Source organism: Metapseudomonas resinovorans, from assembly GCF_002003485.1.
GTDB lineage: Bacteria > Pseudomonadota > Gammaproteobacteria > Pseudomonadales > Pseudomonadaceae > Metapseudomonas > Metapseudomonas resinovorans_D.
Genome location: NZ_BDMA01000094.1, coordinates 12,542 through 36,119, shown reverse-complemented (window position 1 = coordinate 36,119; position 23,578 = coordinate 12,542). Strand labels below are relative to the sequence as shown.

Here is a 23,578-nt window from a genome sequence, read left to right as displayed (position 1 = left end):
GGGCGCCGTTTCTTTTTGGCCATTGAACTCAGCCTTCCTGCTTGGGCAGGAATTCGTATCGTGCGTCATCACGATTGCAACGCAAACCTGCTTGAATCGTTGCGCGGTGCTGGAGGTCATATCTTCTGAGGGGGCAGTAATGCTGGATCGAAAGGTGCCGGCGCCCGCCCTATCGAGGGAAACTATCAACTCGATAGCCTGACAACTTTATAGGGTGGTCTACCTTTCCAGTGTCCTTGGTGAAGGAGGAGTTCCCATGCTTGCGCAACTTCCGCCGGTCATGCGCGATCTGAAATTGCCGCTGCGCGTACTGCTCTGGGATGGCAAGGAGATCGAACTGGGTCCCAACCCGACCGTGACCATGAGGGTGAAGGATCCCAGTGTGGTCTCCCTGCTGACCCGGCCCAGCCTCGGCACGCTGGGAACCGCCTATGTGGAAGGGCGCCTGGATCTGGATGGACCGATCCTTGAAGTGATCCGCGTCGGCGATGCCCTGAGCAAGGCGCTGGTCGGCGACGAAGACGAGACGGCGCCGGAGCGCCAGTCTCACGACAAGGCGACCGACGCCGCCGCGATTTCCTACCACTACGACCTCTCCAATGATTTCTACGCCCTTTGGCTCGATCGCGAGATGGTGTACTCCTGCGCCTACTTCCCCACTGGCACCGAAGACCTCGACAGCGCCCAGCAGGCCAAGCTGCACCATCTCTGCCGCAAGCTCCGCCTCAAGGCCGGTGAGTATCTGCTGGATATCGGCTGTGGCTGGGGAGGCCTGGCGCGCTTCGCCGCTCGTGAGTATGGCGCCCGTGTGTTCGGCATCACCCTCAGCAATGAACAGCTGAGCCTTGGGCGTGAACGGGTCAAGGCCGAAGGGCTGGATGGCCAGGTGCAGCTGGAACTCCTGGATTACCGCGACCTGCCGCAGGATGGCCGCTTCGACAAGGTGGTCAGCGTTGGCATGTTCGAACACGTAGGTCACGCAAACCTGCCGCTCTACTGTAAGCGCCTCTTCGGGGCGGTGCGTGACGGCGGACTGGTGATGAACCACGGCATCACCGCCCGGCATCCCGATGGCCGCCCGGTGGGCCGTGGCGCCGGTGAATTCATCAACCGTTATGTATTTCCCCATGGCGAGTTGCCGCACCTGGCCACCATGGCCTCCGAGCTGAGTCTGGCCGGCATGGAGGTGGTGGATGTGGAAAGCCTGCGACTGCACTACGCGCGCACCTTGGAGTTCTGGAGCGCCAATCTGGAAGCCAACCTCGCCCAAGCCTCCAAGTTGGTGCCGGAGCAGGCGCTGCGCATCTGGCGGTTGTATCTGGCAGGCTGCTCCCATGCCTTCCAGAAGGGCTGGATCAACCTGCACCAGATACTCGTGAGCAAGCCGCATGCCGATGGCTCCCATGAACTGCCCTGGAGCCGGGCGGACCTCTACGCTGGATAGCGCCAGGCATATTCGGCGACGGCGTCGTGTGCATGAAGGCTCTCCGCGTGCACGACCCGTAGCCGGAACCCCTCTAGCCCATCCTGCTGTCGCAAGGCGTTGCCCAGGCGTCTGGCGGCATCCTCACAGAACATCAGGTTCTGGCCATTCGCCAAGGCAAAGGCCTGTTCGTCTGCGCGCCTGACCGCGGTCTGCACCGCTGTGCCGAGCGTGGCTTCTGCCAGGTCGGCCAGACGTTGTAGTGCCAGGGTTCCGTCTGTGGCCAGGCGCAACCAGATCGTTGCAGTGCTGCGTTGGCTGTGGGGCGTTGCGACTATTCCCTCACTGCTTCCCAGCCATTCCAGTACCCGTTCCTGGTCCAGGGAGACACCTGAGAAGTCCTCGGCGAAGCGCTGCTGAATCAACTGCCGAGCGAGGGCCGCCGAGCATGGGCAGGTCGAGGAATAGGCCACCTGCAATTGAAGTTCCACGTGAAACCCCCATCGATCCTGGTGTGCACGGACTTCGAATGGATAAGCCTTCCAACCGGCCAGCGGGCTGATCAGGGCCGGTCGCTGTAGCAACGCCTCCCCCTGCAACCTCAGGCTGGCTCTGGAGGATAGTCCCTGATGACTGCCGAGAAAGCGGTCCAGGACCCGCTGCAGCAGCTCGACGGAGAGCGCTTCGCTTTCCAACTCTTCCAGCGCCAGATAGAGACGGGACATATGGATGCCACGCGCACTGCCGTCATCCAGGCTGACGCCCGCATCGGCGCGGGCGCTGATGCGCTGCCCTTCAAACCTTAGCGGCTGGGCGATGCCACACATGCCGACCCAGTTCAGGGGAAGGTCAAGGTTGGAAGCTCCGGATGCGATATCCGGCAGGGCAAGGGCATTCATCGGCGACCTCTTGAAGTGAATGGTGATTGTTATGTTATAACAAATTAAGCATTCAAAGATCATTCGTCATGTCAGACATTCCCTTCAGTCGCGAAGAACTCCTGGCTCAGCCTGCCGGGGCCTACATGGACTCGGCGCAGCGGGCGTTCTTTCGTGCCTTGCTGGAACGCCAGCGCAAAGAACTGCAGCAGCACATCGACAGCGGATTGGGCGACCTGCGCGAAGTCGAGTTCGTCAGCGACGCCCTCGATCTCGCCAGCCGCGAGGAGCAGCGCCTGTGGCAGTTGCGTCTGCTGGAACGGGACAAGCGGTTGCTGGACAAGATCGACGACGCCCTGGACCGCCTGGCCCGGGGCGAATACGGCTGGTGCGAGGAGACCGGTGAGCCCATCGGTCTTCGCCGGCTGCTGTTGAGGCCAACGGCAACCCTCTGCCTCGAAGCCAAGCAACGCCAGGAACTCAAAGAACGCCACCAACGCCACGCCTGAAGGACACCCTCATGGACACACGCCTCCCCGTCACCCTCCTTTCCGGCTTCCTCGGCGCCGGCAAGAGCACCTTGCTCAATCATGTGCTGCGCAATCGAGAACGCTTGCGCGTGGCCGTGATCGTCAACGACATGAGTGAGATAAACATCGACGCGAGCGAGGTTCAGCGCGAGGTCAGCCTGAACCATGCAGATGAGCGCCTGGTGGAAATGAGCAACGGCTGCATCTGCTGCACCCTGCGCGAAGACTTGCTGGAAGAGGTTAGCCGCCTGGCCCGCGAAGGACGCTTCGATTACCTGCTGATCGAATCCACGGGCATCTCCGAACCGCTGCCCGTGGCCGAAACCTTCACCTTCCGCGACGAGCAGGGGTGCAGCCTCTCGGACCTGGCGCGCCTCGACACCCTGGTAACCGTGGTCGACGGGGTGAACTTCCTGCGCGATTACCAGGCTGCCGATGACATCTCCAACCGGGGCGAAGCCCTCGGGGTGGACGACGAACGCTCCATCAGCGACCTGCTCATCGAACAGGTGGAGTTCGCTGACGTGCTGCTGATCAGCAAGGCCGACCTGATTTCCAACGCCGACCGCGACGAGCTGATCGCCATCCTGCGGCGCCTCAACCCCGGCGCCGAAGTCATGCCGATGGTGATGGGTCAGGTGGACCTCCGGCGGATACTCGACACCGGCCGCTTCGACTTCGACCGTGCCGCCCAGGCGCCGGGGTGGCTGAAGGAACTGCGCGGTGAGCACACCCCTGAAACCGAGGAATACGGCATCGCGTCCACGGCCTACCGTGCGCGACGTCCCTTCCATCCGCAGCGCTTCTTCCGGTTCCTCAATCGCCCATGGAGCAACGGTCGCCTGCTGCGCTCCAAGGGTTTCTTCTGGCTGGCCAGCCGCCACCGCGATGCGGGCAGCTGGTCCCAGGCAGGTGGATTGATGCGCTACGAGCTGGCGGGTTCCTGGTGGCGCTTCGTACCGCGCGATCGCTGGCCCGAGGATCAGGAAGGGTTGCGCAGCGTCATGCAGCATTGGACGCCGGAGGTGGGCGATTGCCGTCAGGAACTGGTGTTTATCGGACAGGGCATCGACTTCGCGCGCCTGCGCACCGAACTGGACACCTGCCTGCTGGATGACGGTGAAATGGTGGGGGGACCGCAAGCCTGGTCGCGGATGCCGGACCCCTTCGCGCCCTGGCACGCCGGGGAATCCACCTGATGCTGGCGTTCCCGTTGGATCCAGCGCCGCAACAAGTGCACGGCGATAGCCCGGTCGTACTGGCTGAGGTGCTGCGTGATGGGGTCAATCTCGCCATCTGGCAGCGCCAGCTACCCCTGCATGTCCAGGGCTTCGCCAACAGCCTGCTGGCCTTGGGTGAGCCGCTGGCCGAGTCCCTGTGCGTTGAGCTCCAGGGAATGGATGACGATCCGCGACTTCCCAGCCTGGCTGCTGGCTTCGCCGATCTGGAGGGCTATCAGGGCTTTGTTGCCGACGTGGCCTGGCTGGTGCGGGCCTTTGCCTGTTTGGTGGATGCGCGGCGCATCGGCCTGCGCCTGCGTCGCCTGGACCGGGCCATGTGTCCGCGCTTTCACGTCGATCATGTGCCGCTGCGACTGATCAGCACCTATTCGGGCGCTGGCAGCCAATGGTTGCGGGAAGGTGAAATGTCCCGTTCGGGTCTGGGTAATCCCGCCTCGGAGCCGGTTGTGGTTGTGGATAACCAGCGGCTGGCAGCGGGTCATGTGGCGCTGTTCAAGGGAGAGAAGTGGCTCGGCAATGAAGGGCGGGGAATTATCCACAGGTCGCCACAGCTGGCGCCAGGTGAGAGCCGCCTGTTGTTGACGCTGGATTGGCTGGGATAGGCGCTTTAGCGGAAGGGGCGCTTCAGGGCAGACCTGCGGTCTGCTTGGCGAATGAATTCGCCCCTACAAGGAGCGGGAGGACTCGCCTTACTCCCACTTCCCCTGGCTCTGGGTTTCGCAGAAGGGCTTCAGGTAGCGCGCATCGCTGGCGACGCCGTAGTAGTGGATGTCCTGGCGGTACAGCTGGTTACTGACCTTGGCATTGCGACACACCCCGAAAGCGCCACTGGGGCAGTTATCCACAAAGCTGACCTCCACTTTCTGCCCTTTCATTTCCGGCTTGCAGAAGCCGTCACGAAAGAGTTGCGCAGGGATGCTACGGTTTTCCTGACAGAGCTTCACGTCCAGACCACCGCCTTGGCTGTGGACAACACAGGCTTCGGCATGGGCTTCGACTGAAAGCAACAGCAGCAAAGGCAGCAACCAGGCGCGCATCGGAGGTCATCCAGAACATGAAGGCAGCGACTCTAGCATGGCGCTTTCTAAGCGGGTTGTGAGCAAGCACCATATCCCGATGCTTACTCATATCCCTACCCATCTCATCGCCGGGCCTCTGGGCGCCGGCAAGACCAGCCTGATCCGCCACCTGCTGGCGCAGCGCCCTGCCTCCGAACGCTGGGCCGTGCTGATCAACGAATTCGGCCAGATCGGCCTGGACGCGGCACTGCTGGCCAGCAGCGACGATGGCATCGCCATTGCCGAAGTGGCCGGTGGCTGCGTGTGCTGCGTCAACGGCGCGCCCTTCCAGGTCGGACTGGGCCGGCTACTGCGCAAGGCACGGCCGGACCGCCTTCTGATTGAACCGTCCGGACTCGGACACCCGGTCGAGCTACTGCGACAGCTACGCGAACCCCCTTGGGAGCGTGTTTTGGCGCTACAGCCGAGCGTCGTGGTGCTGGATGCAGCGGCGCTGGCTACCGGCCAGCTACTGCCAGACAGCCAGCAAGAGGCACTTTTGGATGCTGGCCTTATGCTACTAAATAAGGCCGAAGGGCTGGATTCGGCTACCTGTGTACAACTTGCAGCGACATTGCCTTCCATTCCTCACCTGTGGACGACGCAGGGGAAGCTAGATATCGAGAAGCTTCCAGGCATCCATACACAATCTGGAAAAGCTGTTGGTATCAACGACTTACCAACAGGTGTGGATAAACCTGCAATTCTGTGGAGGAATCCTGCCGAGCCGGTCTGCCAAGTGCAGGCCGCAGATGACGGTTGGAGCATCGGCTGGCGTTGGCATCCGAGCCAGAAGTTCGATCAGATCCGCCTGCAGACGTGGTTGGCCAGCCTGCCCTGGCGCCGCGCCAAGCTGGTGCTGCAGACGGGCGCTGGCTGGCTTTCCGGCAACGCGCTGGAGGGCGCGCCGATCCACTGGCAGGCCAGCGAATGGCGCAAGGACTCGCGATTGGAACTGATATTCGCCGGGCCCCAGGACGAGGCGGCGTTGAAGGCAGGAATGGAGGCTTGCCGGTTGGGCTGAGCATAGCGGGGCTAGCAGGATGAAGCCGATCTAGTAGGGTGCGCCGTGCGCACCGGCGGTTCGACGGGGTGCCGAAGCCGATCCTGGAATCGGTGTGCACAGCGCACCCTACGGTCCAGGCCGAGTTAAAGAGGTAGGCCTTGCGCTATCGTCCCTACAAGGAACGCATCCTGGATGCATTCCACCCGGAAACGAAAACGGGCCCCGAAGGGCCCGTGTGATTTCGATCCTTGTCGGGATCAGTCCATCCGCGAGTGGGTGCGGGTGTCCTTCATGAACACGTACACCAGCAGCGAGCAGGCGATGCAGGCGGTGACGTACCAGTAGAAGCCGCTTTCCATGCCGATGCTCTTGAACCACAGGGCAATGTATTCGGCAGTGCCACCGAAGATGGACACGGTCAGTGCATAGGGCAGGCCCACGCCCAGGGCGCGGATTTCGGTAGGGAAGAGTTCGGCCTTCACCACGGCGTTGATCGAGGTGTATCCGCTGACAATGATCAGCGCCGCCATGATCAGGAAGAATGCGCCCCACCAGGTTTCGATGGTGTGCAGTGTGCTGAGGATCGGGTAGGTGAACAGGGTGCCCAACACGCCGAAGGCGATCAGGATCGGACGACGGCCGATCTTGTCGGAGAGTCCGCCAACGATTGGCTGCAGCAACATGAACAGGAACAGCGTGGCGGCCGAGATCATGGTCGAGTCGTCCTTGCTCATGCCCACGGTGTTCACCAGGTACTTCTGCATGTAGGTGGTGTACGTGTAGAAGGCCAGGGTGCCGCCCATGGTCAGGCCGACGACGGTCAGTACTTCCTTCGGATGGCGCATCAGGGTGCGCAGCAGGCTTTCCTTCGGCTTGTCCTTCTTCTTGGTGAAGGAGTCGGTCTCTTCCATGCCGCGACGCAGGAACATGGCCACCACCGCGCACAGGGCGCCGATGAAGAAGGGGACGCGCCAGCCCCAGCTTTCCAGCTGCTCGGTGGTCAGGGTCTGCTGGAGGATGATCAGCACCGCCAGGGCGATGAGCTGGCCGGAAATCAGCGTCACGTACTGGAAGCTCGAGAAGAAGCCTCGTTGCTCCTTGGTTGCCATCTCCGACAGGTAGGTGGCCGAGGTGCCGTATTCACCGCCGACCGAGAGTCCCTGCAGCAGGCGCGCGACCACCAGCAGGATCGGCGCGGCAACACCAATGGTTTCGTAGCTCGGGGTCAGCGCGATGATCAGCGAGCCGAAGCACATCAGCAGCACCGAAGCCAGCAGGGCGGCCTTGCGGCCCTTGCGGTCGGCGTAGATACCCATCAGCCAGCCGCCGATGGGGCGCATCAGGAAGCCCACGGCGAAGATCGCGGCGGTGTTGAGCAACTGGGCGGTCATGTCGCCCTGGGGGAAGAAGGCCTTGGCGAAGTACAGCGAGAAGGCCGCGTAGACGTACCAGTCGTACCACTCGACCAGGTTGCCGACCGAGCCACTGAAAATCGATTTGATGCGTTGCGATGTCGTGCGGGGTTCTGCAGAGGCAGCCAGGGTGCTGGAGTTATCCATCATCTTTCCTCGACGCGTAGTTGTTGTTGTGGAGGCGCCGCTCTGTGGCGGCGCGCTTCGGGCACTGGGTACTTAGCAGGAGCTGTGCCAGGAGAGGAAAGGTGCGGAATAGACGGGTTTCAGAGCGGTTGGGCGAGGATCATGCGCGGAATCCTGCCGATGCCGGAATGGCGATGAGCAAGATTCCGCCGATGGTGAGTTGCCCCTACAGAAAAGCGCGAGTCAGTCTTCCTCGCCGCGCAAGAACTCGCTGCGCGCCAAGCCGTGGCGGACCATCTTCTCGTTGAGGGTGCGGCGCGGCAGTTGCAGCAGGGTCATCACCGCCTTGATATCGCCCTGGCTGCGCGCCAGGGCCTGGCGCAGGCATTGCGCCTCGTAGGCTTCCATCAGCTCGGCAAGGGAAGGCTCGCCTTCCTTCCGTTCTGCCTGCCCTGTGGATAACCCCAGCACATGGCGTTCGGCGGCGTTGGACAGCTCGCGCACGTTGCCTGGCCAGTCGTGCGCCAGCAGTTGTGCGAGTTCGGCCGGGGTCAGGATGGGTTGCGGCCGCCCCAGGCGTTCGCTGGCCTGACGGGCGAAATGTTCGAAGAGCAGGGGAATATCTTCGCGCCGCTCACGCAGGGCCGGCAGCTGCAACTCGGCCACATTGAGGCGGTACAACAGGTCCTCGCGGAAGCGCCCGGCGCGGACCTCATCGCGAAGGTCAGGCTTGGTGGCGGCGACCACGCGGATATCCACAGCGATGCTCTGGTTCGAGCCCAGGCGTTCCAGGCGTTGCTCCTGTAGCACCCGCAGCAGCTTCACCTGCTGCGCCAGGGGCATGCTCTCGATCTCGTCGAGGAACAGGGTGCCACCGTGGGCGTGTTCGATCTTGCCGATGCGCTTGCCCTGGGCGCCGGTGAAGGCGCCGCTCTCGTGGCCGAACAGCTCGCTCTCGAACAGGTTTTCCGGGATGGCCGCGCAGTTTAGCGCCACGAAGGGCTTGCCGGCGCGCGGACCGAAATCGTGCAGGCAGCGCGCGACCATTTCCTTGCCGGCGCCGGTATCGCCCCGCAGCAGGATATTCACAGGGGTGGCGGCCAGATCCAGCACCTGGCGGCGCAATTTCACCATGGCGGGCGAGACGCCGAGCAGGCGCCCGTCGAGTTCGTCCTTGATCTCCGCCTGAACCCGCAAGCGGCGGTTCTCCTGAACCAGCCGGCGCTTTTCCAGGGCACGGCGCAGGCTGTCCAGCAAGCGCTCGGCGGTGAACGGCTTCTCGATGAAGTCATAGGCGCCCAGGCGCATGGCCTCCACCGCCTGGGGAACGTCACCGTGGCCAGTGACCATCAGGAACGGCAGCTCGCGGTCCAGCGCCTGCACGGCCTGAAGCAGCGCCATGCCATCCATGCCGGGCATGCGCAGGTCGCTGATGACCACCCCGGGGAAATCCCCGTCCAGGCGTTTGAGGCAGTCCTCGGCACTGGATTCCACCCGCACTTCGAATCCGGAGAGCTCCAGCCACTCGCGCACGGCGTCACGGATGGCCGCTTCGTCGTCGACGAAGATCACCTGGGCATTCATGGCAGTTCCTCTCTGGCTTTATCCACAGGCAGGCGCAGGCTGAACAGCGCGCCCTCGGCCTGGTTGGTGGCGGTCAGGGTGCCGCCCAGTTCGTGGATGATGGCGTAGGACACCGCCAGTCCGATTCCCAGTCCGGCACCCGCCGGCTTGGTGGTGAAGAAGGGGTCGAACACCCTTGGCAGGTCGTCCTCGCGGATTCCGCCGCCGTTGTCGGCCACTTCGAGCAGCCAGTGGCCTTCGTCCCGTCGAAGGGTTATCCACAGTTTGGGCTCTGGCTTTCCCGCCACGGCGTCGAGGGCATTGCGCAACAGGTTGACCAGTACTTGCTCAAGGCGGATGGCATCACCCGAGACCCAGGCCGGCACGTTCAATTCCTGGCTGATCTGAACCTCGGCATCGCGCAGGTTGGGGGCCAGCAATTGCAGGGACTTATCCACAACGCTGCCCAGCTCAAGGCATTCGCGCAGACCGCCGGGTGTTTTGCGTGCATAGGTCTTGAGGTGCCCGGTGAGGGCGGCCATGCGTTGCAGCAGCTCGTCATGCCGTCCCAGGGCCTTGCGCGCCTGCTCCAGCTGGCCGTTGTCGAGCATCAGGCGCAGGCTCGCGAGGTGCATCTGCAAGGCGGTGAGCGGCTGGTTGATCTCATGGGCCAGGGCTGCGGACATCTGGCCCAGCGCCGCCAGCTTGGCGGCCTGGATCAGACCATCCTGGGCGGTGCGCAGGGCAGACGTGCGTTGTTCAACCAACTGCTCCAGCTCTTCGCGGCTGCGCTGGCGGATGCGTGCCAGGCGCCAGCGCTGGTGCAGGAAGAGGGCCAGGAAGAACACCGCCAGCCAGGCACCACCGGCGGCAAGGCTGGCCGCGCGTGCGCTGCTGGCGGCTTCCTGCGGTGCACGCAGGAGGTGCAGGGTCCAGCCTTCACTGGCCAGTGGCAGGGTTTCCCACAGGTAGTCGGCGGGGCCGTCGGGACCTTCGACCCGGGCCAGCCGGCTGCCGTCGCCGAAATCGACCCGCGTTTTGTGGATAAGTGGTGCCAGGGGTTGTTTGTCGTACTGGCGGGTGGCGGTCATCTCGGCGCGCCCCTCGGCCGAAATGGGCTGCAGCTCTCGGTAGCGCCATCCCGCCTGGTTGGCGATGAACACCACACCACGGGCGTCGCTGACCAGGATGATGTCCGAGCGTTGTCCCCATTCCTGTTCAAGTTCGGGAAATTCCAGCTTCACCACGATGGCGCCGATGAAGCTGTCCTCGGTGCCGCGCACGGCGCTGGCCAGGAAGTAGCCGGGAATCCCGCTGGTCACCCCCACCGCATAGAAGCGGCCGCTGCCGAGGCGCCGGGCTTCGGCAAAGTAGGGACGGAAGCCGTAGTTGTGGCCGACGAAGCTGGTGGGCAGGCGCCAATTGCTGGCGGCCACGGCGAGGCCGTCGCGATCCAGCAGTTCCAACGTGGTGGACCCGGCGGCGCGGTTCATCTGTTCCAGCTTGAGGTTGAGCCGGTGCTGGGCGTCTTTATCCACAGGGGCGGCCAGTGTCGCGCGCAGCTCCGGGTCCAGCGCCAGTACGGCAGGCAGGGCGCGGAAGCGGTCGATCAACGTGCGCAGGCTGCCGGCGTAGAGGGCCAACTGTTCGCGGACCTGCTCGCCTTCCGAGCGCAGGGCCTGGCGTTCGGCCTGGCGGCCAGCCAGATGCATCGCCAGGAACAGGCCGGCGAGCAGCAGCAGGATCAGCAGGGCGATGCGCAGTTGGCGGGAGATCAAGGCGTGGCGTCCCGAGGTCAGAGGCGGCGACGATAGCACGGGAGGCCCTGGCCACTGCTCCTGGCGCAAGTCTGCGGATACACTTCGCGCAGACAACTTCAAGGCACGTTCGATGCAATTGCTCCCCTGGTCCCACTCCACTTCCGCTGGATTCACCCTGCGCGGCTGGCAAACGCCCGCCTCTGGCAAACCGCTCCTGCACTTCCTCCATGGCAACGGTTTCTGCGGCCGTACCTACACGCCCCTGCTGCAAGCGCTGGCGGAGGATTTCGACCTCTGGCTCTGCGATATCCAGGGGCATGGCGACAGCGACCATGGCGGCCGATTCCTTGGCTGGAACCGCAACGCCGAACTGGCGGTGGAAGCCTTCGAGGCCGGACGTCGCGAGTACGGCGACGTGAAGCGGATGGCGGTGGGACATAGTTTCGGCGGAGTGCTCAGCAGCCTGATCCTGGCCCGTCACCCGGAACTGTTCAGCCGTGCAGTGCTGCTCGACCCGGTAATCTTTACGCCAGCGATGATCGGGGTGATGGCGTTTTCCGAAGTGCTCGGTCTCCACCGCCGCACCACCATGGCCAGCCGTGCGCGGGCGCGGCGTAATCACTGGGCCGATCGCCAGGCGGCGTGGAACGGCCTGCATGGGCGCGGCATCTTCAAGGGGTGGGACGAAGAGGCGCTGAACGGCTATGTGGATCACGCCATCAAGGCTGTGGATAACGGTGTCGAGCTGAAGTGCCGGCCCAGCCGCGAGGCGGAAATCTTCAGTTCCTTCCCCAAGCGCCTGTGGCCGTCGCTGGGACGCATTGTGACGCCGACCCTGATTCTCCACGGTCAGCACAGCTATCCCTTCGTGGCCAAATCGGTGGCGCGACTCACCGCCGTCAATGGCCACGTCAGTGCTCAGGTGGTGGAAGGCGGTCACTGCTTCATGCAGGAGTTTCCCCAGGCCAGCGCCGAGCGCACGGCCGAGTTCCTGTTGCGCGCGCCGTGACGGAACTGCGCTGGTGCGGGCAGGTTGTTATCCACAGATTGAGCCGCACCATGAAAAACGGACCCGAAGGCCCGTTGGATTGAGTGGTGGTCAGTCCACGCGGCGCTTTTCGTCCGGCTTCGGATGATTGCGCCGCCACTCGTTCATGTGGATAACCTTGTCGTCCTGCACGAGCTCGAGGTCGGAGCGGAACGGGTGGGCCTCCACATCGATGCGCCCGAGGTGATTGCCGAACATCTGGATGCTGCCGGTCAGGCGTTGCTCACCGGTAACGGTGAACTCGAAGTCATAGATGCGCGCCAGACGCCGGTTGCCCTTGCCATCGCGCACCAGTGCCAGGCGGCGGAAGGCGACATTACCGTCCAGCAGCTCCACGTCGAGCCGTGCGCAGTGCTGTTTGGCCAGCACCAGCGCGCGCTCGCGCACACCATGACCGCGCCACAGCCAGGCTGCACCGGCGGTAAACAACATCAGCAGGAAAACGTCAGCCAGGCTCAGCATGTGAACTCCAGAAACATAGGCCCAAGCTTAAACCATCCACCGTGGTTTCAGAGGGCCACTTCGATACGGTTTCTTCCCTGTTGCTTCGCGCGGTAGAGCGCCGCATCGGCTTCGCCCTGCAGCCGGTGCAGGTTGTCGCTGGCGCCTACGCTGGCCAGGCCGATGCTCACGCTGACGCGTATCGGTCCCTCGGGGCCGGCGATTTCCAGGTTGTTCAATGCCAGACGTAGCCGTTCCAGCAGATGGCGCGCCGATTCGGCGCTGGTGTCCGGTAGCAGGTAGATGAACTCCTCGCCGCCATAGCGGGCGAAGAGGTCAGTGCGTCGCGCCTGCAGCAGGCAAAGCTCGCTGAACTTCCGCAGGACCTCGTCACCCGCCTGATGGCCGTACCGGTCGTTGATCTGCTTGAAGTGGTCCAGGTCGAGCAGGGCCAGGCACATTGGCGAGCTCTGCCGTCGCGCACGCTGCAATTCCTGCTCGGCGCGTTCTTCGAATGCCCGGCGATTGAGGGCGCCGGTCAGCGGATCGGTGGTGGCCAGGTGAAGCAATTGCCGCTCCAGCGCCTTGCGATGGCTGACGTCGCGGATCTCCACCAGGCGCTGCGGGGAGTCGTCGAGAGAGGCGATGGCCAGTTCTGCCGGGAAGCCGCTGCCGTCCCCTCGGCGCGCCTCGATATCGTGGGGGCGACCGTCGGCGCGTTGCAGCAGATCGGCCAGCAGTGGCGCTTCGCTTTCGCCCACCAGTCGCGCCAGGGGTTGTCCGAGCAGCGCCTCGCGACGTTGGGCGAAGAGCTGTTCGAGCATCGGGTTGGCATCGCGGATGCAGCCCTCTTCCACCACCACCATGCCCGCGTTGGCCACGCCCATCAGGCGCTCGAAGCGGTGCGCGCTGGCTTCGGCCTCCTGGGCGTGGCGCTGGCTGTCCTGGAGGATGCGGCGCATGGTCATCAATGCCAGACCCACCAGGGCGACGACCCAGAGCGGGATGCCGAAGTTGTACGGCAGCAGGTAGCTCACCGAACGTGTGACATCGGCGTGTTCCACGCTCCGCAGCCAGTCATGAACGCCAATGGCCGCGCGCATCAGCGTCACCAGCGCGTAGCCCAGCAGTGTCACACCGACGAACAGCCGCACGCTGCGCAGCGCCGGTTCGCGCCGCTCGGTCAGCAGCACATGGCAGGCCTGCAAGGGCAGGGCGCCACCAATGGCCGCGTAAATGGCGACCATCAGCTCGGTGTTGATCGGGCTGTACCAGTACCAGCAGTTCACGACGGCCATCGCGCCGGCGCTGGCCGGCACCGTCCAATAGGGCGGTCGCAGGTCCAGGAAGCGGAACACGCCGAGCAGCAGAATCGCCTCGCCGGCGAGTTGGGTGGCGTTGCCGAGCACGTTGAGGACCGGGCTGCCACTGGCCATGAAGCCCATGAACAGCAGGATGCCGAGGATCAGGGTCCAGGCGCCGGCCATCCAGAGTCCGGGTCCCCGATAGGGCCGGGAGAAATACCAGAGGGCGGTGCAGGCGACGGCGCTGGCGAGCATCAGGTTGAGCCCGAGCAGCATGGGGGAGAAGTACAGGGTTTCCATCGAGGCCCTCCCGGGCCTGGGATTCGACGCCCGGATTCTGGCACCGCCGGATTCAGCTGTCTTGCTGCCGAACGGCGCGAATTCCGGAACATCTGGCCTGCGGCCATCTGTCCCAGCGACTAGGCTTCTTCCCAAGCAGGCGCTTGGCTAGCATATGCGCCCCCCGTTCGACCGGCATGGAACCCTCCCTGTGACCCACGGCAGAGCACGACATCGCGGCGCCTGGTTTGGCCTTTTGGCCATGCTGCTGGTGCTCGTCGGGCCGCTGGTGTCCCAGGCACGGGACATGGGGCAGGGCGGGGTGCCGGCGTGGATGGACGAGCTGGCCTGCGCCACCGACCACAGCACGCCCGGTCATGAACCGTCGATGCCCAGCCACGAGATGTCCTGGGCCAAGTGCGGTTACTGCACCCTGCTGTTCAACTCTCCCGCCCTGACCCCGGCCGGCCTCCACGGGCTGGATCTTGCCGGGCTCGCCAGTCCGCATCCGGCCCTGGCGACCTTGAGTGGCCACGGCAGCCTGGCGATCTTCCCCGGCGCGCTGACCCGCGCGCCCCCCGTCGCGCTTTCCTGATCCAAGCAAACCTTCTTCTGCTGTGCACGGTCCGGCCCATACCGGCACCTTTGCGCGCAGGCCACTGGTTCATCAGGGAGCACGACAATGTCGAAAAACACTGTCTCCTTTTACAACCTGGCGTGGCGCTGGCACTTCTATGCCGGGCTGTTCGTCATCCCCTTCATGATCATGCTGGCGGTCACCGGCAGCATCTACCTGTTCAAACCGCAGCTGGACAACCTCCTCTACAGCGACCTGATGCTGGTTCGCCCCAGCGGCCAGGCACTCACCGCCGACCAGCAGCTGGACAAGGTGCGCCAGGCTTATCCACAGGCCACCGTCAGCCAGTACCTGCCGCCGGTCGATACCGAGCACAGTGCGCAGTTCGTGGTCAGCCTCGACGGGCGCAAGACCAACCTCTTTCTCGATCCCTACAGCGGCCAGGTGCTGGGCACCCAGGATGCGCAGAACAACCTCCAGGCCATCGCCCGCTCACTGCACGGGACCCTGCTGGTCGGCACGGTCGGCGACCGGTTGATCGAGCTGGCCGCTGGCTGGGCGATCGTACTGGTGGTATCCGGCCTCTACCTCTGGTGGCCACGGGGACAGGGCATGCGCGGTGTGTTCTGGCCGCGGCTGGCCAATCGCGGACGCCTGTTCTGGCGAGACCTGCATGCAGTGACCGGTTTCTGGGGTTCGCTGCTGCTGCTGTTCATGCTGCTTACCGGCATGACCTGGACCGGCTTCTGGGGCGAGAAATTCGCCAACGTCTGGAACCGCTTCCCGGCTGCCATGTGGAATGAGGTGCCCAAATCCGACCAGCAGGCCCGCAGCCTGAATTCCGCCGAGGACCAGACCGTGGCCTGGGCGGTGGAGAACACGCCGCTGCCGGCGTCCGACCCGCATGCCGCGCACAAGGGACATGACATGGCCAGCTCGGCCGCCAGTGCCAATCAGGTCGGCCTGCAACGGGTGGTGGACACCGCCCGCGATCGCGGCGTGGTGCCGGGCTACAGCATCACGTTGCCGGCCGACGCCACCGGCGTGTACAGCATCGCGGTGTTCGCCGACGACCCGCGCAACGACGCCACCCTGCACCTGGATCAGTACAGCGGCAAGGTGCTGGCTGACATCCGCTGGCAGGACTACGGCGTGGTCGCCAAGAGCGTCGAAATGGGCGTGGTGCTGCATGAAGGCAAGTTCTTCGGCCTCGCCAACCAGCTGATGATGTTCGGCGTCTGCCTGTTGATCCTGCTGAGTTCCGTGAGCGGCCTGGTGATGTGGTGGAAGCGTCGCCCGCAGGGCTCGCTCGGCGTACCGCCGCTGCGCCATGACCTGCCATTGTGGAAAACCGCGGTGGTGATCATGATCGGCCTCGGCATCGCGTTCCCGCTGGTGGGCATGTCCCTCCTGGCGATCTGGGCGCTGGACTGGCTGGTGCTGTCGCGCATCGGTGGCAGCAAGGTGGTGGCCGGCTAACCGGCGAAGCAGGCGCGGTGCTGTCGCCGCGTCCGCAATGGAGAGCAATCGGCGCCTGCCGGGGGCGGGCGCCAGTCAATCGAATGAACGGAGTTTCAACATGCGCAAGACCTTGCTGGCCCTGGGGGCCCTGCTGAGTTTCTCTGGCTCCCTGGCCGCCCATGGCTACAACCTGGGTTCGCTGCACATCGAACATCCCTGGGCGCTGGCCGTGCCCGCGGTCTCGCCGAACGGCGCCGCCTACCTGGTTATCCACAACAAGGGCGCGGAGGCCGACAAATTGCTCGGCGCTGATACCGCCCGCGCCGGCAAGACCGAAATCCACGAGCACCTGCACAAGGACGGTCTGATGAAGATGCAGCAAGTGCCGAACGGTCTCGATATCCCTGCCGGGGGTGAAGTGCGCCTCGAACAGGGCGGCTACCACCTGATGATGTTCGGTCTGAAGCAACCGCTGAACGATGGCGACAAGTTCCCCATGACCCTGCACTTCCAGAAGGCGGGCGACCTGGAAGTGGAAGTCCATGTGCAGAAGGAAGCGCCGGCCGGAAACGGTGAGCACCAGCACTGATGCCTACCCGCGGGGCCGTCCGGCCCCGCGAACGTTCCTGCCAGGTTATCCACAGCTGCCGTTCGGCACCGTGGTTTGCCGGGCTGCGGTGGCTCTTCTAGCCTGAATCCATCGCAAGGAGCACCCGCCGGCAGGACGCCAGCCCCCGCGCAATGCGCGGCCTCGCATGAATCATCTGCCCCCCGATTTTTCCTGGCGATGCCGTCTTCCAACCTCTCCAACCCCCATGCCCCTGGCTAATTCGCATCGCCGGGCTAGCAGGATGAAGCCAATCCGGTAGGGTGCGCCGTGCGCACCGGAGGTTTGACGGGGTATCGAAGCTGATCCTGAAGGCGGTGCGCACAGCGCACCCTACGGACGAGCATGGATATTTAATGATCAGTTTCGCGCAGGCCGCGCCAATCGTGGGATGCGGCATGGGCCGCACAGCTTATCCACAGGAGGCTGCACAGATATTGTGTGCAGCCGATTGTGTAAGTCATTGAAATTGCGCGAAAAACGCTCAGTTTGCGGAAAGCTGCGCCGCGCCTGGCTTACAGCCATCCATGGACACCTTATGCACAGGACCATCCACGCGATCTGGGTACAAACGTGGAAAACCACTCGCGGGGTTGTGGGTTATTTGCTCGCGGTATCGATGGGCAAGCCGTGGCCTTTCCCCGAAGGCGGCGCTGATCAGGAATTGATCAGATGGCTGGAGGGCTTGGTGTGCCTGGCTTGTAGCGATGCCTGAACAGCTTATCCACAAATGCTCTCACAGATAATGTGCGCAACGCCTTGCGTAACTAATTGAAATAGAACGAAAAATGCTCAGAAGCCAAGAGCCCGCGATATTACGGCTTCCTGGAGGTCGAACTACAGCTTATCCACAGGTAAGTCCACGGGATTTGGGTAAAAGCGTCGCGTCCCTGTGAACAGATCCTCGGAGCTCAGCCCTCGTGGATGATTTTCCGGCTAAACCGGGCAATGTTTTCGCGAATGAATTCGCTCCTACAGGGAGCGAAGCGATGCCTTATGCACAACCCCAGCCTAGCTGGCTCTGGGCTGGACAGAAATTGATCATGCTGCTTGAGGCCGCGCCGGCCTTGACTCGTAGCGTTGTCCGCACAAGATATCCACAGATGGCTACACAGATAATGTGCGCAATGGTGGAGTTATCCCTATGATTTTGCTCGAAAAATACTCAGGCAGTGGAAAGCCGCGCGGGGCTTGGCCCCTGTGCGTTCATCGACATCTTATTCACAGGGGCATCCACCGGAATTGGGGGAAAAGGCTCTGAAATGGGCCTTCCACTACAGAAGGCGCGCAGACGCAGTGGCTGCTTCACCGAGGCACGAAAGCCTGGTCAGAAGATGATCAAATGCGGGAAAGGCACGGCTGGCGAGGGATTGCGCGTTGTCCAAACAGCTTATCCACAAGCTGCTACACAGTATCTGTGCGCAGTATCCAAGCAAGTAATTGAAAACGCTCAGAAAATAACCTGATCGCGGTGAGACACGTGTGGTGCGGGGCCTGGAGGTTGGTCTACACCTTATCCACAGGCCCTTCCACTGATTTTGGGGAACAGCGCGGAAAAGTCAGCCCTCGCGCATTTCCCGGTAGCGGGCTTCCAGTTCCTGGCGGATCTGGCGGCGCTGCTTGGCTTGGGCGTAACGGCGTTTCTCGTCGGAGGTTTCCGGCTGCAATGGCGGGACCTGGGCCGGACGGCGTTCATCGTCCAGGGCCACCATGGTGAAGAAGCAGCTGTTGGTGTGGCGTACCGAGCGCTCGCGAATGTTTTCGGTGACCACCTTGATGCCGACTTCCATGGAGGTATTGCCGGTGAAGTTCACCGAAGCGAGGAACGTCACCAGTTCGCCCACGTGGATAGGTTCACGGAAGATCACCTGGTCCACCGAGAGGGTCACCACGTAACGACCGGCATAGCGGCTGGCGCACGCATAGGCGACCTCATCGAGGTACTTGAGCAGGGTGCCGCCGTGGACGTTGCCGGAGAAGTTGGCCATATCCGGGGTCATGAGGACGGTCATCGACAGTTGTGCGGTTCCGGGTTCCATGCTGGCCTCGTCGGTTTTGGGGGGCTGTCAGGGATAGACGCGGGCCGGCGCCGGGGCGCCACAGTCGGCGGTCTGCCAATTCCAGGCCCGCCTGTGGATAACCGGCTTCAGGGGGCTTCGCTGGTCTGTTCGCAGGCGGGGCGCTCTTCCACCAGGTCGCTGGGACCGCAGGCCAGGCCGTGCTGCCGGCGGAGCTGCGCCAGCTCCTCGCTCTGCTCGACCAGGAAGCGGTCAAAGGCTTCCAGAAGTTCCGGGTACTTGAGGCTGCTGGCGTGGAAGGCAGTCCGCTCCAGCGGCAATTGCGGGTCCAGCAGCAGCCGGTCGCTGCCAAGGTTGGTGCTGGTTTCCAGGTAGTGGTGCAGCACTTCCGGATTGGCGTAGATGGCGTCGATGCGCAAACGCAGCAGCATGCGCACCAGACCGCCGATGTCGCCGGCTTCCACCAGCTGTACCTGACCCTCACCCAAGCGCTCCTGCCAGGCCTCCGGGGTGAAGCCGCGAACCGTGCCGAGGCGGCGTACCGAGTCGATGCCCCGCCCCAGGTGCTCGCGCAACACCAGGGTGCCGTCGACGATGCGGATCACCGGGCGGCTGTAGTGCAGGCGCGCATCGCCCTTGAGCTGGCGCGACCACTCGGGGTTGTCGGGGAAAACCAGCATCAGCCGGTCGGTGGTTTGCAGGTTGCGGTGCAGGCGGTTGATCGGCAGGGGTTCCAGCTCCAGTGCAAGGCCCTGGCTGATGGCGAAGCGCTGGAGAAGTGCGATGGCATAGCCTTCGGCGGGCTGCCCTGGAATCGCACGGTAATAGGGAAGGTAGTCCTGGCTTTCCAGGCCGATGCGCAATGGCTCGGCCTGGCAGACGCCGATAACCAGGAACAGCAGCGTGAGGATCGCAGCCTTCATCGAGCGGGCCAGAAAAGGTGGAGATGGTGTGAGCCTAGCAGCCGCACGGGGCAAGCGTCGGCGCCCGGCCAGTTTGCCGGGCGCCGCCCAAGCTCCCTAAGCCATCAGGCGTGGGTCAGGTACCAGCGCCAGTCCTGTTCGCCGACTTCGCTGACGAACTGGCGGAATTCTTCCCACTTGATGGCGAGGAAGATCTTCAGGAAGTCCTCGCCCAGGGCTTCCTTGGCCCAGGCCGATTGCTCCAGGTTGCGCAGGGCGGTGAGCCAGTCCGTCGGCAGGGTTTCGCGTGCCTGCTCATAGCCGTTGCCAAGGATGGGGTCGCCCGGATCGATCTGTTCGCGAATGCCCTTGTGGATGCCGGCGAGAATCGCCGCAGCCGCCAGGTAGGGGTTGGCATCGGCGCCACAGATGCGGTGCTCGACATGACGGCTCTTGGCCGGTCCGCCGGGCACGCGGAAAGACACGGTACGGTTGTTTACGCCCCAGCTCTTCGCCAGCGGCGCATAGCTGTTGGCCTGGAAGCGGCGGTAGGAGTTGGCGTTGGGGCAGAAGATCGCCAGCGCATCGTTCAGGGTCGCCATCATGCCGCCGATGGCATGGCGCAGCAGCGGGGTGCCGTGCGGATCGTCGCTGGCCATCAGGTTGTTGCCCTGCTCGTCGGCCAGGCTCACGTGCATGTGCAGGCCGCTGCCGGCGAGGTCGCCGAACGGCTTGGCCATGAAGCAGGCGACCAGCCCGTGCTTGTTGGCCACGCCTTTGACCAGGCGCTTGTAGCGAATGCCTTCGTCGACCGCGCGCAGGGCGTCGAAACGGTGCTCCAGGGTCAGCTCCAGCTGGCCGGGTGCGTATTCGGAGATCGCGGTACGGACTGGCAGACCCTGGGCTTCGCAGGCGGCGTAAAGGTCATCGAGGAATGGCTGCAGCTGTTCCAGTTCATAGACGCCGTAGACCTGCGGCGCCTGCGGGCGCACACCGTTCGCTTGCAGGGCCGGCTGCGGACGACCGTTGGCATCGCGCTGCTTGTCCAGCAGGTAGAACTCCAGCTCGACGGCCATCACCGGGTGGTAGCCGTCGGCCTTGAGGCGCTCGATTGCGCGCGCCAGTACATGACGCGGGTCGCCAGGAGTGGCCGGCAGCCCCTGGGTCGGGTGCATGCTCACCTGCACCTGGGCGGTGGGCGTGGCGCGCCAGGGTTGCAGCGCCAGCGAGCCGGGGATCGGGTAGGTCCAGCAGTCGGCGTCAGCGACTTCCCACACCAGGCCGCTGGCCTCGACGTCTTCGCCCTGGATGGTCAGGGAGAGAATGGAGCTGGGCAGCGGACGGCCGTTCTCGAAGATCGCCAGCAACTCGTCACGGTGCAGCAGCTTGCCGCGCGGGATGCCGTTGGCGTCGATCAGCATCAGTTCGATGCTGCGGACTTCCGGATGTTGTTCAAGGAAGTCGCGGGCTTCCTGGGGATCGGCGAATTGCATGGTGGTTCTCTCGGTAGGGTGCGCCGTGCGCACCTTCATTCGGGGTTTCGGTGCGCGCGGCGCACCCTACGGATCACTCGCGCGCGCCGGGGATGGCCAGCAGCTCGCCGATGGCTTCGTCCAGGGTCGCGATGAGCCTGTCCACGTCGGCAGCGGTGGTAGCCGGGCAGCACAGGGTCATGTTGTGGAACGGCGTGATCAGGATGCCGCGGTTGATCAGGTAAAGGTGCAGGGCCATCTGCAGCTCATCGTGGAAGGCGGCTTCGGCTTCGGCGCCGGTGCGGGGCGATACCGGGCAGAACTGGAATTCGCTGCGTGCGCCCAGCTCGGTCACCGACCACTTCAGGTCGTACTTGGCGATCAGGCTGCGGAAACCATCGGCCAGGCGTTTGGCCAGCGGCAGCATGTAATCGTAGGCGGCTTGGGTCATCACCTGTTCGAGGTTGGCGCGCATGCAATGCATGGCCAGGGCGTTGGCCGAGAGGGTGGTGCCCATGCCGCTGTGGCCGTGGCCATGGCTGTCTTCCTGGGCTTTCTTGCGCGAGGCGAGCATCCGCTCCGCCATGTCCGCGCTGCAACCGAAGATGCCGCAGGGCACGCCGCCGGCGATCGGCTTGCCGACCACGAAGAAGTCCGGATCGAGGTTCCACAGCTGGGTGCAGCCGCCGATGTTGGTGGAGATGGTGTGGGTCTCGTCGATGATCAGCAGGCTGCCGTACTTGCGGGTCAGCTCGCGGCACTTCTGCATGAAGCCCGGATCGGGCAGGACCATGCCGATGTTGGTCATCGCCGGCTCGCAGAGCAGGGCGCAGACATCGCCCTTGGCCAGCGCGGCTTCCAGCGCCGCGACATCGTTGAAGGGGATGGAGCGGCTGTACTGGGTCAGGTCGTAAGCCTGGCCGACCAGGCCGGAGCGGGGCACGGTCTCGCCATCGCGGTAACGCACCATCACGTCGTCCACCGTGCCGTGGTAACAGCCGTCGAACACCAGCAGGGTCTTGCGCTCGGTGATGGCGCGGGCCCAGCGCAGTACGTAGCGGTTGGAGTCGGTGGCGGTGGCGGTCACCTGCCAGTAGGGCAGTCCGAAGCGCTGAGCCAGGAGTTCGCCGCAGACCACGGCGTCCTCGCCCGGCAGCATGGTGGTCAGGCCGTTGTTGGCCTGTTCGGCGATGGCCTTGGCGATCGGGTCCGGCGAGTGGCCGAACATGGTGCCGGTGTCGCCCAGGCAGAAGTCGATGTACTCGTGGCCGTCGACGTCATAGAAGCGGGCGCCCTTCGCGCGCTCGACGAACAACGGGCAGGGCGTGGACCAGTCGGCCATCCAGTGCATCGGCACGCCGGCATAGAGAGACTTGTGCGCGCGTTCGGCGAGGGCGACGGATTTCGGATTGCGCTCGAGGAAACGGGCGCGCTCGCGGGCGGCAAAGGTTTCCACAGCGGCTTGGCTGATTCCACTGGCAGTCATGTTGAACACCTCGTTCGAATTTCTGCACATCGTGTTTTGTGATCACAATTCTGTCAAGGCTTGCTAAAAGAGGCCATGAAATTTAACGTTCAACCATATTTGTGATCACAGGAGTGAACGAAAGACTAGATGGAAACTGTCCATCCGGCCTGGCGACCCATCCTGATCAAACCCACCCACCCCAGAACAGAAGGCGACCCAAACGATGCGTAACTGCAGCCTGACCCTGAACCAACTGCCGGCGCCGCCGGCCCGTGCATGGTGACAAGCCATGGCCGAGAACCTGCAGGAACAGCTTTACCAACGATTACGCGAGGGCCTGCTGGCAGGCCAGTTCAAACCCGGCGAGCGCCTGAAGATCCGCGATCTCGCCGCCGCCTGGGGCACGAGTCCGATGCCCGTACGTGCCGCCTTGCAGCGGCTGGTGGCAGAAGGCGCCCTCGAGGGCGAGCCACAGCGCTCGGTGCGCGTGCCGCCCATGACCCGCGAACGCTTCAAGCAGATCTTCCAGGTGCGCATGGCACTGGAAGGCATGGCCGTGGAAGCGGCCGCCCCACGATTGACCGCCGATGAGCTGGAAATCCTGCGGGTTTGCATGGAGCGCATGGACATCGCCATCGAGCAGCGCGATGTGCAGGGCTACCTGAACGACAACAGCCAGTTCCATCGGGTCCTGTACGGCGCCTGCGGCAATCCGGTCCTGCTGCGGACCATCGAAAACCTCTGGCTGCAGGTCGGCCCGTTCTTCAATCGCCTGTTCACCGAAGCAGACCTTTCATTGCGGCTGAACGACTTCCACGAGGACGCCTTCAAGGCGCTGCTGGAAGGTGACGGCAAGGCCGCGCGCTTCGCCATCGAGCAGGATCTTTCCTACTTCGGCCAGTTCCTTCTCAATCTGCTGGAGCTGGACTTCGCCCAGGCCCGCATCGGCTGATCCGCTCTCCTGCGAGGGCAGGTCGGTCCTGCTCTCGTAGGCCGCTTCAGGC

Annotated in this window: 21 protein-coding genes; 10 read left to right on the top strand and 11 right to left on the bottom strand. The window is 63.9% G+C overall.

Translation table 11 applies throughout. The features are described from left to right. Positions 1–256 precede the first annotated feature (256 nt). On the top strand, positions 257–1,444 hold the full coding sequence (gene cfaB, locus MnOB_RS26325) for a C17 cyclopropane fatty acid synthase CfaB (RefSeq protein ID WP_077527484.1): 1,188 nt from the start codon (positions 257–259) through the stop codon (positions 1,442–1,444). Here cfaB and folE2 read toward each other — a convergent pair. Next, a complete protein-coding gene (gene folE2, locus MnOB_RS26320; RefSeq protein ID WP_077527483.1) occupies positions 1,432–2,322 on the bottom strand; it encodes a GTP cyclohydrolase FolE2 in 891 nt (296 codons plus the stop codon). The two genes, cfaB and folE2, sit on opposite strands and share 13 nt — an antisense overlap. A 68-nt stretch (positions 2,323–2,390) precedes the next feature. Between folE2 and dksA the strand changes: the two genes are divergently transcribed. From dksA to MnOB_RS26305, 3 genes are read left to right on the top strand one after another with little or no spacing between them, the layout of a single operon-like run. Further along, positions 2,391–2,810 carry an RNA polymerase-binding protein DksA gene (gene dksA / locus MnOB_RS26315; RefSeq protein ID WP_077527482.1) on the top strand — a complete coding sequence of 140 codons (420 nt, stop codon included), beginning with the start codon at positions 2,391–2,393 and terminating at the stop codon, positions 2,808–2,810. An 11-nt stretch (positions 2,811–2,821) separates the two neighbouring features. Continuing rightward, entirely contained in the window at positions 2,822–4,030 is a 1,209-nt protein-coding gene (gene zigA, locus MnOB_RS26310; protein ID WP_077527481.1) for a zinc metallochaperone GTPase ZigA, read from the top strand. Then, positions 4,030–4,674, top strand: coding sequence for a DUF1826 domain-containing protein (locus MnOB_RS26305; protein WP_077527480.1), 645 nt, complete (start codon positions 4,030–4,032; stop codon positions 4,672–4,674). Before zigA ends, MnOB_RS26305 begins: the two co-directional genes overlap by 1 nt. A gap of 87 nt (positions 4,675–4,761) precedes the next feature. On the opposite strand, the gene MnOB_RS26300 is transcribed toward MnOB_RS26305, so the two are convergent. Then, on the bottom strand, positions 4,762–5,109 hold the full coding sequence (locus tag MnOB_RS26300; RefSeq protein WP_077527479.1) for an NADH:ubiquinone oxidoreductase: 348 nt from the start codon (positions 5,107–5,109) through the stop codon (positions 4,762–4,764). A gap of 79 nt (positions 5,110–5,188) precedes the next feature. Here MnOB_RS26300 and MnOB_RS26295 point away from each other — a divergent pair, with 79 nt between their 5' ends. Next, positions 5,189–6,154, top strand: coding sequence for a CobW family GTP-binding protein (locus MnOB_RS26295; protein ID WP_077527612.1), 966 nt, complete (start codon positions 5,189–5,191; stop codon positions 6,152–6,154). Between the two features lie 239 nt (positions 6,155–6,393). Here MnOB_RS26295 and MnOB_RS26290 read toward each other — a convergent pair whose 3' ends face one another. The 3 genes from MnOB_RS26290 to MnOB_RS26280 form a co-directional block, all read right to left on the bottom strand. Further along, on the bottom strand, positions 6,394–7,695 hold the full coding sequence (locus tag MnOB_RS26290; protein WP_077527478.1) for an MFS transporter: 1,302 nt from the start codon (positions 7,693–7,695) through the stop codon (positions 6,394–6,396). Between the two features lie 222 nt (positions 7,696–7,917). After that, the gene (locus tag MnOB_RS26285) at positions 7,918–9,258 is read right to left on the bottom strand and encodes a sigma-54-dependent transcriptional regulator (protein WP_077527477.1); all 1,341 of its coding nucleotides are present in this window, start codon (positions 9,256–9,258) and stop codon (positions 7,918–7,920) included. After that, positions 9,255–11,015: an ATP-binding protein gene (locus tag MnOB_RS26280; protein ID WP_234358340.1), complete on the bottom strand. Its 1,761-nt coding sequence runs from the start codon at positions 11,013–11,015 to the stop codon at positions 9,255–9,257. The genes MnOB_RS26285 and MnOB_RS26280 overlap by 4 nt, the downstream gene beginning before the upstream one ends. Positions 11,016–11,127: 112 nt before the next feature. Here MnOB_RS26280 and MnOB_RS26275 point away from each other — a divergent pair, with 112 nt between their 5' ends. After that, positions 11,128–12,006 (top strand): alpha/beta fold hydrolase, encoded by an 879-nt coding sequence (locus tag MnOB_RS26275; RefSeq protein ID WP_077527476.1) that lies wholly within the window; start codon positions 11,128–11,130, stop codon positions 12,004–12,006. Between the two features lie 90 nt (positions 12,007–12,096). On the opposite strand, the gene MnOB_RS26270 is transcribed toward MnOB_RS26275, so the two are convergent. Next, positions 12,097–12,507, bottom strand: a complete 411-nt coding sequence (locus MnOB_RS26270; RefSeq protein WP_077527475.1) for a DUF3301 domain-containing protein — start codon at positions 12,505–12,507, stop codon at positions 12,097–12,099. A 47-nt stretch (positions 12,508–12,554) separates the two neighbouring features. Further along, positions 12,555–14,090, bottom strand: coding sequence for a sensor domain-containing diguanylate cyclase (locus tag MnOB_RS26265; protein WP_077527474.1), 1,536 nt, complete (start codon positions 14,088–14,090; stop codon positions 12,555–12,557). A 190-nt stretch (positions 14,091–14,280) separates the two neighbouring features. Here MnOB_RS26265 and MnOB_RS26260 point away from each other — a divergent pair, with 190 nt between their 5' ends. From MnOB_RS26260 to MnOB_RS26250, 3 genes are all read left to right on the top strand, one after another. Next, a complete protein-coding gene (locus MnOB_RS26260) occupies positions 14,281–14,664 on the top strand; it encodes a DUF2946 domain-containing protein (RefSeq protein ID WP_077527473.1) in 384 nt (127 codons plus the stop codon). Between the two features lie 87 nt (positions 14,665–14,751). Further along, positions 14,752–16,125, top strand: coding sequence for a PepSY-associated TM helix domain-containing protein (locus MnOB_RS26255; protein WP_077527472.1), 1,374 nt, complete (start codon positions 14,752–14,754; stop codon positions 16,123–16,125). Between the two features lie 100 nt (positions 16,126–16,225). Continuing rightward, complete coding sequence (locus MnOB_RS26250; RefSeq protein WP_077527471.1) at positions 16,226–16,696, top strand: copper chaperone PCu(A)C; 471 nt, start codon at positions 16,226–16,228, stop codon at positions 16,694–16,696. Between the two features lie 1,577 nt (positions 16,697–18,273). Here MnOB_RS26250 and MnOB_RS26245 read toward each other — a convergent pair. The 4 genes from MnOB_RS26245 to MnOB_RS26230 all read right to left on the bottom strand — a co-directional run bounded on the left by MnOB_RS26245 (position 18,274) and on the right by MnOB_RS26230 (position 22,592). Then, the gene (locus tag MnOB_RS26245; RefSeq protein ID WP_077527470.1) at positions 18,274–18,753 is read right to left on the bottom strand and encodes an acyl-CoA thioesterase; all 480 of its coding nucleotides are present in this window, start codon (positions 18,751–18,753) and stop codon (positions 18,274–18,276) included. 107 nt (positions 18,754–18,860) lie between these two features. After that, positions 18,861–19,655, bottom strand: coding sequence for a substrate-binding periplasmic protein (locus MnOB_RS26240; RefSeq protein WP_077527469.1), 795 nt, complete (start codon positions 19,653–19,655; stop codon positions 18,861–18,863). 104 nt (positions 19,656–19,759) lie between these two features. Continuing rightward, positions 19,760–21,127, bottom strand: a complete 1,368-nt coding sequence (locus MnOB_RS26235) for a glutamine synthetase family protein (RefSeq protein WP_077527610.1) — start codon at positions 21,125–21,127, stop codon at positions 19,760–19,762. Between the two features lie 73 nt (positions 21,128–21,200). Further along, positions 21,201–22,592 (bottom strand): aspartate aminotransferase family protein, encoded by a 1,392-nt coding sequence (locus tag MnOB_RS26230; protein ID WP_077527468.1) that lies wholly within the window; start codon positions 22,590–22,592, stop codon positions 21,201–21,203. A gap of 271 nt (positions 22,593–22,863) precedes the next feature. On the opposite strand from MnOB_RS26230, the gene MnOB_RS26225 reads away from it, so the two are divergent. Further along, a complete protein-coding gene (locus MnOB_RS26225) occupies positions 22,864–23,526 on the top strand; it encodes a GntR family transcriptional regulator (RefSeq protein WP_077527467.1) in 663 nt (220 codons plus the stop codon). Positions 23,527–23,578 lie beyond the last annotated feature (52 nt).

Coding starts and splice junctions, on each gene's coding strand:
- MnOB_RS26225 (WP_077527467.1), top strand. CDS start 22,864: ATGGCCGAGAACCTGCAGGAACAGCTTTACCAACGATTACGCGAGGGC.
- MnOB_RS26275 (WP_077527476.1), top strand. CDS start 11,128: ATGCAATTGCTCCCCTGGTCCCACTCCACTTCCGCTGGATTCACCCTG.
- MnOB_RS26245 (WP_077527470.1), bottom strand. CDS start 18,753: ATGGAACCCGGAACCGCACAACTGTCGATGACCGTCCTCATGACCCCG.
- folE2 (WP_077527483.1), bottom strand. CDS start 2,322: ATGAATGCCCTTGCCCTGCCGGATATCGCATCCGGAGCTTCCAACCTT.
- zigA (WP_077527481.1), top strand. CDS start 2,822: ATGGACACACGCCTCCCCGTCACCCTCCTTTCCGGCTTCCTCGGCGCC.
- cfaB (WP_077527484.1), top strand. CDS start 257: ATGCTTGCGCAACTTCCGCCGGTCATGCGCGATCTGAAATTGCCGCTG.
- MnOB_RS26265 (WP_077527474.1), bottom strand. CDS start 14,090: ATGGAAACCCTGTACTTCTCCCCCATGCTGCTCGGGCTCAACCTGATG.
- MnOB_RS26300 (WP_077527479.1), bottom strand. CDS start 5,109: ATGCGCGCCTGGTTGCTGCCTTTGCTGCTGTTGCTTTCAGTCGAAGCC.
- MnOB_RS26295 (WP_077527612.1), top strand. CDS start 5,189: ATGCTTACTCATATCCCTACCCATCTCATCGCCGGGCCTCTGGGCGCC.
- MnOB_RS26270 (WP_077527475.1), bottom strand. CDS start 12,507: ATGCTGAGCCTGGCTGACGTTTTCCTGCTGATGTTGTTTACCGCCGGT.
- MnOB_RS26240 (WP_077527469.1), bottom strand. CDS start 19,655: ATGAAGGCTGCGATCCTCACGCTGCTGTTCCTGGTTATCGGCGTCTGC.
- MnOB_RS26255 (WP_077527472.1), top strand. CDS start 14,752: ATGTCGAAAAACACTGTCTCCTTTTACAACCTGGCGTGGCGCTGGCAC.
- dksA (WP_077527482.1), top strand. CDS start 2,391: ATGTCAGACATTCCCTTCAGTCGCGAAGAACTCCTGGCTCAGCCTGCC.
- MnOB_RS26285 (WP_077527477.1), bottom strand. CDS start 9,258: ATGAATGCCCAGGTGATCTTCGTCGACGACGAAGCGGCCATCCGTGAC.
- MnOB_RS26290 (WP_077527478.1), bottom strand. CDS start 7,695: ATGGATAACTCCAGCACCCTGGCTGCCTCTGCAGAACCCCGCACGACA.
- MnOB_RS26235 (WP_077527610.1), bottom strand. CDS start 21,127: ATGCAATTCGCCGATCCCCAGGAAGCCCGCGACTTCCTTGAACAACAT.
- MnOB_RS26250 (WP_077527471.1), top strand. CDS start 16,226: ATGCGCAAGACCTTGCTGGCCCTGGGGGCCCTGCTGAGTTTCTCTGGC.
- MnOB_RS26230 (WP_077527468.1), bottom strand. CDS start 22,592: ATGACTGCCAGTGGAATCAGCCAAGCCGCTGTGGAAACCTTTGCCGCC.
- MnOB_RS26305 (WP_077527480.1), top strand. CDS start 4,030: ATGCTGGCGTTCCCGTTGGATCCAGCGCCGCAACAAGTGCACGGCGAT.